13 protein-coding genes are annotated in these 11814 nt (G+C 62.3%); 5 read left to right on the top strand and 8 right to left on the bottom strand.

Features of this window, described 5'->3' with window-relative positions; translation table 11 throughout:
- Positions 1 to 442 (bottom strand): GNAT family N-acetyltransferase (locus tag OB03_RS12900; protein ID WP_461344417.1); only part of this gene is annotated, 442 nt, incomplete at its 3' end.
- Between OB03_RS12900 and OB03_RS12895 the strand changes: the two genes are divergently transcribed.
- Both OB03_RS12895 and OB03_RS12890 read left to right on the top strand, forming a co-directional pair.
- Positions 435 to 626, top strand: a complete 192-nt coding sequence (locus OB03_RS12895) for a hypothetical protein (protein ID WP_461344416.1) — start codon at positions 435 to 437, stop codon at positions 624 to 626. The genes OB03_RS12900 and OB03_RS12895 overlap by 8 nt on opposite strands.
- A gap of 68 nt (positions 627 to 694) precedes the next feature.
- On the top strand, positions 695 to 2464 hold the full coding sequence (locus OB03_RS12890) for a peptide MFS transporter (RefSeq protein ID WP_242914569.1): 1770 nt from the start codon (positions 695 to 697) through the stop codon (positions 2462 to 2464).
- A 94-nt stretch (positions 2465 to 2558) separates the two neighbouring features.
- On the opposite strand, the gene OB03_RS12885 is transcribed toward OB03_RS12890, so the two are convergent.
- On the bottom strand, positions 2559 to 4610 hold the full coding sequence (locus tag OB03_RS12885; RefSeq protein ID WP_461344415.1) for a TonB-dependent receptor plug domain-containing protein: 2052 nt from the start codon (positions 4608 to 4610) through the stop codon (positions 2559 to 2561).
- 266 nt (positions 4611 to 4876) lie between these two features.
- Here OB03_RS12885 and OB03_RS12880 point away from each other — a divergent pair, with 266 nt between their 5' ends.
- Entirely contained in the window at positions 4877 to 5737 is an 861-nt protein-coding gene (locus OB03_RS12880; protein WP_242914573.1) for a TraB/GumN family protein, read from the top strand.
- Positions 5738 to 5755: 18 nt separating this feature from the next.
- Positions 5756 to 6064: a YdeI/OmpD-associated family protein gene (locus OB03_RS12875; protein ID WP_461344414.1), complete on the top strand. Its 309-nt coding sequence runs from the start codon at positions 5756 to 5758 to the stop codon at positions 6062 to 6064.
- Here OB03_RS12875 and OB03_RS12870 read toward each other — a convergent pair.
- From OB03_RS12870 to OB03_RS12845, 6 genes are all read right to left on the bottom strand, one after another.
- On the bottom strand, positions 6061 to 6435 hold the full coding sequence (locus OB03_RS12870; protein ID WP_461344413.1) for a hypothetical protein: 375 nt from the start codon (positions 6433 to 6435) through the stop codon (positions 6061 to 6063). The two genes, OB03_RS12875 and OB03_RS12870, sit on opposite strands and share 4 nt — an antisense overlap.
- A 143-nt stretch (positions 6436 to 6578) precedes the next feature.
- Positions 6579 to 7052, bottom strand: a complete 474-nt coding sequence (locus OB03_RS12865; RefSeq protein ID WP_461344412.1) for a hypothetical protein — start codon at positions 7050 to 7052, stop codon at positions 6579 to 6581.
- A 131-nt stretch (positions 7053 to 7183) separates the two neighbouring features.
- Entirely contained in the window at positions 7184 to 8623 is a 1440-nt protein-coding gene (gene tldD, locus OB03_RS12860; RefSeq protein ID WP_461344411.1) for a metalloprotease TldD, read from the bottom strand.
- A 123-nt stretch (positions 8624 to 8746) separates the two neighbouring features.
- The gene (locus OB03_RS12855) at positions 8747 to 9526 is read right to left on the bottom strand and encodes a GIN domain-containing protein (protein ID WP_242914582.1); all 780 of its coding nucleotides are present in this window, start codon (positions 9524 to 9526) and stop codon (positions 8747 to 8749) included.
- 31 nt (positions 9527 to 9557) lie between these two features.
- Positions 9558 to 10127 (bottom strand): DUF1700 domain-containing protein, encoded by a 570-nt coding sequence (locus tag OB03_RS12850; RefSeq protein WP_242914584.1) that lies wholly within the window; start codon positions 10125 to 10127, stop codon positions 9558 to 9560.
- Positions 10127 to 10531: a PadR family transcriptional regulator gene (locus tag OB03_RS12845; RefSeq protein ID WP_242914586.1), complete on the bottom strand. Its 405-nt coding sequence runs from the start codon at positions 10529 to 10531 to the stop codon at positions 10127 to 10129. Before OB03_RS12845 ends, OB03_RS12850 begins: the two co-directional genes overlap by 1 nt.
- A gap of 234 nt (positions 10532 to 10765) precedes the next feature.
- Between OB03_RS12845 and coxB the strand changes: the two genes are divergently transcribed.
- Complete coding sequence (coxB, locus tag OB03_RS12840) at positions 10766 to 11728, top strand: cytochrome c oxidase subunit II (protein ID WP_461344410.1); 963 nt, start codon at positions 10766 to 10768, stop codon at positions 11726 to 11728.
- Positions 11729 to 11814 lie beyond the last annotated feature (86 nt).

Genomic DNA, 11814 nt, shown 5'->3' with positions numbered 1-11814 from the left:
CGGCGAGGCTGGGTGCCAGTGCCCATGACAGCCGCACATCGTGCGCGGGGTGGGGCAGAGGCTCCATCCCCAGTTTGCGGTAAATCGGGCTGCCGACCTCGTTGGCGTTGAGAATGGTCGTGAACAACACGCCCTCCTGGGCCAGGAAGGTCTGGATCAGGGCCTGACTGCCGCCTTTTGCGCGCGGCGAGACGATGACCGAATAGGCCGAGGCGATGACGTGGCGTTTGCGCTGACGATAGGCGAAGCGCCGGTAGTTGCCGAGAAATCCGTCGATGCTGCCGTCATTGTCGATGACCCAGCCCAAGGGCGCAGAGGCGGAATGACAGGGGTTGCGGGCCAGCCAATGCCACTGGTCGAGACTTGGAACAGGCCAATGGATATCCGCGTGCAAGGCGTTGACGCCTTCTGCATCGGCAAGTGTGAAAGGTCTGATGGCCAAGGGGGTCTTCGAGGAGCGGGCGGATTTCCAATACCGATGGTATCAGAAGCTTGGCCGTATGTCGAGCGCACGCCGCTATCCTTTTGCCGAGGAGAATGAACTGGGCGTCAAATGCATCAGCTATGTGAATATGTGGCAAGTTTGGGCCGGTCTCGAGACGAAAAACGTCGTTAACATCTTGTGACAACTGGCGTGTCGTGCTGTTTCTCAATGTTTCAGCGCCCGACGGGGGCGGCAGATATGGAGTTCCGCGTGTCAGCGACGGAAACTGGGGGCAGCCTTACGGCCGAGCCCCGCAAGACCTTCCTCGGACATCCCCGAGGGCTGGTCGTTCTCTTCTTCACCGAAATGTGGGAGCGCTTCTCGTACTACGGTATGCGGGCCCTGCTGGTCCTGTATCTGACCCAGCATTTCCTGTTCGGTCCTAAAGAGGCTCAGGGTATCTATGCGGCCTATGCCGCGCTGGTTTACCTGATGCCGGTCGTCGGCGGCATGATCGCCGATAAATATCTGGGATCGCGCAAGGCCGTTATCATCGGCGCTGTGCTTCTGGTGTTCGGCCACTTCATGATGGCCTTTGAAGGCACCGGCGGCAAAGAGCGCCTGACGGTTGCCGAGACCACCTATGAACTGCAGGTCGAAGGCCGCGACCAGGACCGCAAGATCTACGCTGTAAACGGCGAAGAGCGCACCCTGATCAAGGTCACGCCGGAAGGCATCGTCAACCTCGAGGCACCGGCTGCGGCTGCGACGGCCGAAGGTGTTGCCGCGGCTCCGGTAGCGGGTCTGCCTGCCCTGACCCCGGCCGACAGCTATAAGCTGGAGACGATCCGCGACACCGGTTTCGGTGAGCCGATCCTGTTCTTCGCCTTGTCGCTGATCATCGTCGGTGTGGGCTTCCTGAAGGCCAATATCTCGACGGTTGTCGGTCACCTGTACGAACAGAACGACCCGCGTCGCGATGGTGGCTTCACCATCTTCTACGTCGGTATCAACCTCGGTTCGCTGCTGGCCACTGCGGCCTGCTCGTATCTGGGTATCAAGTACGGCTGGGCCTATGGCTTCGGTCTGGCCGGTATCGGCATGCTGATCGGTCTGGTTACCTTCATCTTCGGCCAAAGCTGGCTCGAGGGTCGCGGTAGCCCGCCGAATCCGGAAATGCTCAAGACCCGCAAGGTTCTGGGCCTGCCGTTCGAGGCTATCTTCTGGATCGGTGGTCTGGTTGCGGTCTTCCCGACCTGGCTGCTGATGATCCGCAGCGAAATCATCATCACCGCCCTGCCTTGGCTGGCCGGTGTGATCTTTGCTTCGGTGGTTGGCTATGTGCTGATCAAGCTGCGTGGCGCTGAGCGCACCCGCATGCTGGTGGCGCTGACCCTGATCTTCTTCTCGACGCTGTTCTGGGCGCTGTTCGAACAAGCCGGTTCTTCGCTGACCCTGTTTGCTGACCAGTCGACCGAGATGCCGTCGTGGTTCAATGCCCCGATGACCCAGATGTTCAACCCGGGCATCATCGTGGTCGGCGGTCCGATCATCGCCGCGCTTTGGGTCTGGCTGGGCAAGCGTAACCTCGAGCCTTCGACTCCGGTCAAGTTCTCGTGGGCGCTGGCTCTGGTGGGTGCAGGCTTCCTGCTGCTGACCTTTGCCTCGAACAACTTCGCGAACGTGGACTTCCGCGTTCCGCTGGTCTTCCTGTTCCTGACCTACCTGCTGCACACGCTCGGCGAGCTGTGCCTGTCGCCGGTTGGTCTGTCGATGATCACCAAGCTGTCGGTTGACCGCGTGGTGGGCATGATGATGGGCGTGTGGTTCCTGTCGTCGTCGGTTGCACACGTGGCTGCCGGCCTGATCGCTCAGGCGACTTCTTCGGACACGGTGGCCGGTGTGGTGACCAATCCGGAAGCCGCTCTGAAGACCTATGCCGACATCTTCGGCACCATCGGCTGGACCGGTGTGATCGTGGGTGTGGCACTGCTGGTGCTGTCGCCGCTGCTGAAGAAGGGCATGGCGGGTATCCGCTAAGTCTCCCTTCAGCGACACGCATAAGAAAGGCGGCACTTCCGGGAGGAGGTGCCGCCTTTTTACTGGCCGTCACGGATGACAGCGGGGGAGAACCTTAGAAGGTTTTGCGCACGCGCAGCTGGAAGAAGGAGCGCGGGGAGACGTCGCGAACGTCGGTGTAGGCGACGGCGCGGGTGGTGCGGTCGGCATAGGTCTCGCGCTCGAGGCGGAAGCTGTCCCAGACATTGAACTGGGCGCGGATCGAGAGGGACGACACCGGCTTGTATTCCGCCCAGATCTGTCCGTAGTCGCGGCCCATCCAGCCGGAGACGTAGTCGGGCTGATAGGAGGTCTCGGTGATCTTGGGCAGATAGTCGACGCCCCACGAGAGCTTCCACGACGGGATGTTCTGCTCGAAGGAGAGCTCGGCCTGGCTGGGGCGCAGATTGGAGATCGGGCGGGTCAGGCCGGTGGTGGGGTCGGTGACCTCGGTCTTGTTCCAGCTATTGGCAAAGTCGAACTTGCCGCCGCGAATACCGATCTTGTCGGTGGGCAGGGTCAGCTTCACGCGCAGTTGGTCCAGCGTGCCGTCGCCGATATTGCCGACGGCGGCCAGACCACCATCGAGCGGGATCACGTCGATCACGTCGCCAATGGCATCGTGGCGGTAGGCGATGCTGAAGATGCCTTCCTTGAGGAAGCGCTGCTCGAAGGAAATCTCGCTGATCCAGCGCTGTTCGGGGGACAGGTTGATGTTGCCGCCCATGACGTTCTCGTTGCTGAACTCGGCGGAGGCGGCGAAGTCGTTGAAGTCCAGCTGGCCCACTGTGCGCTCGAAGCGCATGCGCAGCTGGGTGTTCTCGCGCGGGTTCCACGTCAGCTGGACGCGGGGCTTGGCGAAGAAGAAGGTCTGTTCGTGATCGGCATCGCCCGACTGGCTGATGGTGGAGTTCTCGAGGCGCAGTCCCGCTTCCATCGTCCATTTGGGATTGATGCGCCACGTGCCCTTGCCGAACAGTTCGCCGCGCAGTTCCTCGACCTTGATGGAGGCGGAGGGCAGGGGAACGTTGGTGCCGCCGACAGAATAGGCCTGCTCGACTTCGAGCATGTTGTAGGCCACTTCGCCGCCGGCTTCGAACTGGAGCTTGTCGGAGTGCTGGTAGCGCAGGAGGCTACGCAGGATGGTCTCGGAGCTTTCGCCCGAGGCGGTGAAGAGCTGCTCCGGCGAGACGACGCCGTCGACCGTGACGTTGCTGCGATCCAGCGCATCCACGTTTTCAAACTCGTGGATCATGCGGGTTTCGGAGGTCAGCTTGCCGGTGACGGGGCGAGTGTAGACGATGCCCAGTTCGCCCGACTTGCTGTCGTTGACGCCCACCGCCTCGCGGTTGGAAGTGGCGCTGGTGTAGTAGTTTTCGCCGTGCCAGTCGTTGACGCCATAGCGGGCCGTCACATCGACGGTGCCGCCCAGCAGCGGGCCTTTGACGGTGCCGCGGATGCTGCGGCCGCCGCCATAGCCGTCGTTCCAGTAGTTCTCGTTGCGCAGGACCGTGCCGTCGGGGGTGGTGCGGGTGAACGGACCCTCGCCGTTGGAATCGCTGGTAGAGATGCTGTCGGACAGGAACAGGCCGTAGGTGTAGTCACCCTTGCGGTGGGTGATCTGATAGCTGCCGCCGTAAAGGTCCTGACCGCCGCCGTCGAAGATGAAGGTGTTGAAGCTGGCGATCTGCTCGGTGCTGGCCGAGGTCTTGAGGATGACGTTGACCACAATGGCATAGCCCTGCATCTCGATGCCGGGCGCGCCGCCGCGGATCAGCTCGATGCGCTCGACACGCGATGCGAGGGTGCGGCCAAGGATGGAAGAGCCGGTGTCGTTCTTCGAGGCCGGTCGGCTGCCGTTGATCAGCACATTGCCGACAGTGCCTTCGAAGCCGCGGGCGCCGTCGCCGTCATTGACGCTGAAGCCGGGGACGCGGTTGACCATGTCCAATGCGGTGTTCGGGCTGTAGGCTGCGAAGAAGTCGGGCTGGAAGATCAGGGAGCCCTGATCATTGGCTTGAGGAGCGGGCGCGGCCGGAGGCGACGCTTCCATGGCCTGGGCGGCAAGCGGGGCGGCCATGCCGAGGCAGAGAATCGTGGTGGTGAGTAGAATGCGCTTGGCAACCATGGGTGGCCCCTTCCTCAAAAATGTTGAGGACGTTTTGCGGCCAGTTTACGGTAGTAACCAGTTACAAGCTGTACAGGTGGATTAAACATCGTCCACGATTACCGAGATGTAATGTACGTTAAGAACGCGCAACGAATGATGGGGCAGAGATGAATAGAATAAAACGTTTAGTATTTGTCTGTTCTTTCGTTGCTGTTTTTGCGCTTTCGTTGCCGTCTTGGGCGCAAGGTTTAGATGTCGGTGCGCAAATTTCCGGTTCGGACGCAGTGCAAGTCGACGAAGTTATTGTGACGGCGCGCCGTGCGGGCTTGCCGATGTGGACCGTGCGCAGGGGCGATGACGGGGTGCTGATCCTTGTCGGCATGATCCGCGAAGTGCCCAAAGGCTTTGAATGGCGGGCCGAGGCGCTGGAGGGTGCCGTGGGGCGGGTGGATCGTGTCCTGTTCGCGCAGGACATGCGGGCTTCGCCTGCGGATATCTTGCGGATACTTTGGCGGGCACGGACCATTGTGTTGTTGCCGGACCAACAGACGCTGAACGAGGTGATCCCTGCCGAGGATTTTCTGCGTCTGGTGCCGTTACAGGCTTATGAACGGAATCATGGCTGGGTCCGGACGCGACCGCTGATGGTGGCGATGGGTCTGGTGCGGGAGCGTGCCGGAGAGGATGGCTCGCGTGACCCGAGGGTCGAGCGGGTCGCCGAACGGGCCGCGCGTCGCGCCGATATCAAGACGCATAGCATCGGTGTTGTACGGGGCAGTGAACTGGTCGATTCGCTGATTTCTTCGCCGCCGGAGACGCAACTGTCGTGTTTGAGGGCGGCGATGGGTGCGGCAGAGTACGGGGCCGGTGCCATGGCGGACCGTGCCGAGGCTTGGCGCAAGCTGGATGTGAAGGCCGTATTGGCATCGCCGTTTGATGCGGTGATGGACGAATGCTGGCCGTGGGGTGATCCGTCGGTGCGGGGGCGGATGCGGGCTGAATGGGTCAATGCCATCTCGACTGCGATTGCCGATGACGGCGTGACGCTGGCGGTTGCGCCGATCCGGACGCTGGGGGAAGCTGACGGGGTGCTGGATCAGTTGGTGGCCGCCGGATACGAGATCGACGGGCCTGACTGGAAGTAGAGCGTCGGAGATGAAGCGATGAGTGCGACGTCCGAACCTATTGCCCAAGGTGTTGTGCACGAGGTGGCATCTGATCTGGAGGCGGCTATCCGTGCGGACGTGGCGGCGTTTGCGCTTTGGCAGGGGCTGACACCGCTGGGGCGCAACGAGTTCATCTGCTGGGTCGAGGATACCAAACAGGCACCGACCCGCGAAAAGCGGATCAGGCGCACTCTTGAGGAAATGCACGAGGGCAAGCGCCGCCCCTGCTGCTGGCCCGGATGTGTTCACCGAACGGACAAGCCGCCGTCCAAATGGCAGCAGGCGATGGCTGCGCGTAAGGGCTAGTTTTCGCGAAGGGGCGAGTTTTCGGCGTAATAATAGGGAACCTTGGAAGGTAAAGCTGACGGTCTGTCGTCGACATTGCACCAGCTCGCCAAGGTTTCGCCTGTCTCGAAATCCGCGACCAGATTTACAACCCTGCAGCCGCCATGGAAGATTTGTGGAAAGTCTTCCATGGCTTCAATCCGTGTCGCGCCGGAGGGCGGCCAGGGGACGCTGGGTATGTTGGCGGCTAATTCCACATCCTCGGTAAATACGCTGACCCAAACTTTTCTAGGCGCGGCCAATGTGAAGGTGTGTGAGGTTGTGAAGGGCAGGTCTAGTTCGGACTTAAGTTCGATCAGGGCGTAGAAGCGAGCATAGTCGGACTTGGCCATTGCCCCTTCAGGGAGGACCGCAAGGTCATCTACGCGCAGGTGGGGCGGAGATTGGCAGGCGCAAAGCATCGCCACTAGTCCGACCGTAAGGATTGCGCGTTTTCTGCTCATGCCAGCATCTTGCCTTGGATGGATCGCGAGGGTCAGCGCGCTGCTACGACCTGCTCTATCGGGAGGCTGATGTGTGCTACGCGGCCTTCGTTCGCTTGGGCGTGTCTCGGGTGAACGGGTTTGCCGTTCCATTGACGGGCTTCTTGCTCAACGTCAGCAAGCCGGACGCCCTGAGGGGTTCGATGCGGGCGGCCGCCGCGACGCAGGGCACGCGCATCACGTGCCGGTTCAGTGCTGAGCCAAGCTACACCGCCCATCTTCTTCCATGTCTGTTGCACAGAGGTAGAGCCGATCTGGGCCGTTGCTGAATAGGGCTGTCCTGCCTGATCGGGAAGCCCGAGTATCGCAAGGGAGAATCTGTCGTCGCCACAGTGCGCCATCAGGGTCTGGCCCGATCCGTAGGTTACCGAAGCGACATAGGTGTTCTTTTGGACGTCCTCGCCATAATCCCAGTCGTCGTCGGCGGCTTGATCCTGTGCAGATACAGGCGTTTCGACGAGCGCCAAGATTGCGTCATGACGATCAAAAGCGAGCGATCCGAGGGCATTTGAAGCACCCTGTCTAGGTATAAGAACGTTGTTTGACCTTAGGCGCTTCGACGAAAAAGGCCACCCGTGGTGGGGTGGCCTTTGAAGGGTTAGACGGCGGTGCCGCCGACGGTGAGGCCGCCCATTTTGAGGCTGGGTTGGCCGATGCCGACGGGGACGCCTTGTCCGGCCTTGCCGCAGGTGCCGACGCCGGGGTCGAAGGCGAAGTCGTCGCCGATCATCTCGATCTTGGTAAGCGCCGTGGCACCGTCACCGATCAGGGTCGCGCCGCGAACCGGCGTGGTGATCTTGCCGTCCTCGATGAGGTAGGCCTCGGTGCACTGGAACACGAACTTGCCGTTGGTGATGTCCACCTGACCGCCGCCGAAGTTGGCGGCGTAGAGGCCGCGCTTGGTCGAGGCGATCATGTCTTCGAACTTGTCATTGCCGCCTTCCATGAAGGTATTGGTCATGCGCGGCATCGGCTGGTGGGCGAAGGACTGGCGGCGGCCATTGCCCGTGGCGCGGGTGTTCAGCTGGCGGGCCGACAGGCGGTCGTGCATCAGGCCGACCATGATGCCGTCCTCGATAAGAACGGTGCGCGAGGTCGGCGTGCCTTCGTCGTCGAACGACAGCGAGCCGCGACGGTCGGCAATCGACCCGTCATCGACGACCGTGACGCCGGGGGCGGCGACGCGCTTGCCCATCATTCCGGTGAACACCGACGAACCCTTGCGGTGGAAGTCGCCCTCGAAGCCGTGGCCGATAGCTTCGTGTAGCAGCACGCCCGGCCAGCCAGCGCCCAGAACGACGTCCATCTCGCCTGCGGGGCAGTCGATGGCTTCGAGGTTGATCATGGCCTGACGCAGAGCCTTGTCGACCTGGCCCTGCCAGCTTTCCGGCTTGATCCATTCCTCGAAGGCGGCGCGGCCGCCGGCACCGGAGGATGCGGTTTCCCGCTTGCCGTTCTTCTCGACCGTCACCGAGACGTTCAGGCGTACCAGCGGGCGGATGTCGCTGAGGATCTGGCCGTCGCCGCGCAGGATGTCGATGGTGCGGCGCTCGCCGACGATGGAGGCCGACACCTGAACCACATGCGGGTCGCGGGCGCGGGCAAAGGCGTCGATCTCGGCCAGCAGGGCGATCTTGTCCGAGAAGGACGGGGCTAGCAGCGGATCGACCGGCGCATAGAGGCGCTGATTGGTGGCCAGCGGGGCTTCGGCGGCGGTGCCGGAGTAGCCGCGCTTGGCAAGGGCTGCGCTGTCGCCTGCGCGCGCGATAGCGGCGGCGGAGATTTCATTGGCGTGGGCGAAGCCTGCGGTCTCGCCTGCGACCACACGCAGGCCGAAGCCTTCGGTGGCGTCGTAGTTGGCGCTCTTGAGGCGGCCATCGTCGAACAGGAGGGATTCGCTCTCGGTCTTTTCGAGGAACAGTTCGCCGTCGTCGGCACCCTCCAGCGCGGTTTGCAGGATGGACAGGGCATCGGACGCATCGACACCAGCGGCGTCGAGAATGGGCGAGGGCGAAGAGACAGAAGTGGAAGAGCTCATAGTCGCTAGATAGGCGCGGGCGCGGGCGGGCGCAAAGAAAAAGCCCCCGCCTGACGAGCGAGGGCTTTGCGAAGTGGACGCTGCGAGGCGGGGGAGAGAAGGTGCAGCGCCCTTTGGTTGGGCTTAGTCCTGATCGACCGTCGCTTCTTGCGACAGTTCCTGACGCAGTTCGGCCGGTCGGCGGCTGAAGCTGATCGAGCTGTTGCCGGTAGCGACCACGTCAACCTTGCCATTGGCCGAGGTTTCGACGTCGGCGTTGCCGCTGGTGCGAATGGTGGCGTTTTCCGTCAGCAGTTCGTCCAGTTCGGCCGAGGCATGTCCCGAGGCGTCGACCGTGATCGACTGGGTGCGACCGATGACTTCTGCGTCCGCGCTGCCCGTCAGGGCCAGCTTCAGGTCAGGCTGGTTGTAGTCACGCACCAGAAGGTTGGTGTGACCGAACAGCTCGAACGACTTCACCGAAGGCGCGCGGATGGTGATGGTCAGGCGTTCGCGCTCGTTCCAGCCGCGGATGCCCGAGGCGTCCCACGTCACATAGCTGCGGTCGGAGCCGCGACGGTCCGGGGTGTCGAGGCGCAGGCGGCCGTCGGACAGGGTGACCTTCTCGGCCAGTTCCTTTTGACCCTCGATGGTGATGCCCGAGGCGCTGGCGTCCTGAATGAAGACGACCTTGCCGGGGATGTCGATGGCGAGGCTGTCGCCGCCCGCCCACTCTATGGTGCGGGTGATCGGGGCGGGCAGTTGCTCGCGGACGACGCGGACGCCGTCGTTTTCATTGTCGTCAAACACCCAGGTCCAGCTGTGCTTAGCCAGATCGGAGCCGCCGACGGCTGCTGCGCCGCCGATGCCGACAATAGCCAGGGCCAGACCCGAGGCCCCGATGATGAACAGATTGCGGATCATGTCAGTGTCCTATTCCTGTAAGGGGCGCAGATCAGGCGTTAGCCGGTTCGAGGGCGGGTTTGGCGACTCGGTAGTGCAGGCGGGCGTACCAGATGGTCGCGTCGATCAGCCATTTGATCAGGATGGCCATGGCGGCGATCATGAAGACGCCCAGACCCATCAGGCCGATACCCAGAAGGAAGGCTGCGAGGATGCCGCCCGGCAGTCCGGCGAACGGACCGACGACCATCACACCGCCACCGGCGATGAAGATGCCGACACCGGCGACGAGGAAGGCGAGAACCGTACCGAACACCGGCAGAACCAGCGGCAGCAGGATCAGGATGTCGATGGCACCCAGACCCAGAATACCCAGAACGGCACCCAGGGCGTTGGAGGCGGTCGGCTGCTGGGCCCAGGCCTGCGCACCGGCTTCGGCCTTCAGTTCGCGGGCCAGACGGTCCGGATCGCCAAGGGCGGCAGAGACATCGGCTTCGGAGCGGCCAGCAGCGACGGCGTCGTCGAAGTGGGCTTCATAGTCGGCCACGATGTCGTCGGCAGCGGACTTGGTCAGACCCACCAGACCGCGACGGAGACGGGCGAGGAACTCGTTGCGGTTCATTATTCAGCTCCCTTGTCGGATACAGCGGCCGTGAGGGCCGGTACGGGCTTTGGTGCGCCCGCGTTGATGGTGTCCGCCGAGGTGGCGGCGCTCAGAAGGTCGCCGACGGCGTTGGCGAAGGCCTTCCACTCGGTGCTCTGGGCGGCGAGGGCTTCGTGACCCTTGGCGGTCAGGCGGTAATATTTGCGCGAGGGACCGCTGGACGATTCGACCAGATAGGTTTCGACCTGTCCGTCCGTCTGCATGCGGCGCATCAGCGGGTAGATCGTGCCTTCACCCATTCCGATTGCATCCGACAGGCGAGAAGCGATCTCATAGGCGTAGCTGTCGCTACGGGCGAGCAGGGCAAGGACGCACAGTCCAAGGACCCCTTTCTTCAGTTGGATATCGATTGTTTCGGGCATTTCGTTCCCTCGGTTCATGTCCAATGGTTATGACAAGGTATCTTGTGACGCAAGGTACCTTTCAAAACATGAACACCTTTTAATGAGCGGCTTTCTAACAACCTTGTGCTGCGGAATGTGTCAGACACCTTGCCCGACGCCATTTTGTCCGATAACGACCGCCCAAACGCTGCGGTTCGAACGGGCCTCAGCGCGTTTGCGATTGCTTCGCAGGCGTCTGCGGCAGAACGGTTTATGAGGACTTCTCGAATGGGGATGGGCACGCGAGCTATAGCGCGGTTGGGGGCGGGTATCGCCACGGCTGCGCTTGGCGCATTCGTTGCTGCGCCGACATGGGCGCAAGAACTTGTGGGGCAGCCGACCCCGGGTGCAATCGGTCTTCAGCCGGCGGCATCGCCGCTGAAGCACCAGGTGCACGACTTCCACCAGTATGTGTTGCTGCCGATGTGCATCGGCATCAGCGTTCTGGTGCTGGCACTGCTGCTGTGGATTTGCGTGCGCTATAACAAGCGCGCCAATCCCACGCCGGCAAAATGGGCACACAACACGGTCATCGAAGTGATCTGGACGGTTGTGCCGATCCTGATCCTGATGGTCATCGCGCTGTTCTCGTTCCGCCTGCTGTTCGCTTACGAGAACATGCCGGAGCCGGACGTCCGCGTGAAGGTCACCGGCAACCAGTGGAACTGGGCCTACGAGTATCCGGACCACAAGGTTCCGGAATACATCTCGAACATGCTGCCGGAAGATAAAGCCGGTAAGCAGCTTTACCGTCTGGCCGCTGACCAGCCTATGGTTGTGCCGGTTGGCGCAACGGTCGAACTGCTGATCACCGCTGCCGACGTGATCCACGCTGTGGCTGTTCCGGCCTTTGGCGTGAAGATCGACGCCATTCCGGGCAAGACCAACCACACCTGGTTCAAGGCCGAGAAGGTTGGCACCTATTACGGCCAATGCTCGGAACTGTGCGGTGTCGACCACGCCTTCATGCCGATCCAGGTCAATGTTGTGACCCAGGAAGAGTTCGAAGCTTGGGTCGCCTCGAAGGGCGGTTCCATGCCGGGTACCGAAATTGCTGCTCCGGCTGCAGCTCCGGCCCCTGCTGCTCCGGCCGCTGATGCTGCTGCGGCAGCCCCGACCCCAGCCCAGACCGAAGCGGCTGCAGCACCTGCTGCTGCCGCACCGGCTGCCCAATAAAGATTTGCGAGAGCACACTCATCATGGCTAGCGCTAGCGCAACAGACAATCACATGCCGGGGTTCTTCACCCGCTGGTTCTTCTCG

It is taken from the genome of Brevundimonas sp. GN22 (assembly GCF_054824005.1).
The sequence above is the reverse complement of the archived record's forward strand: the minus strand, read 5'-3'. Positions and strand labels throughout refer to the sequence as shown.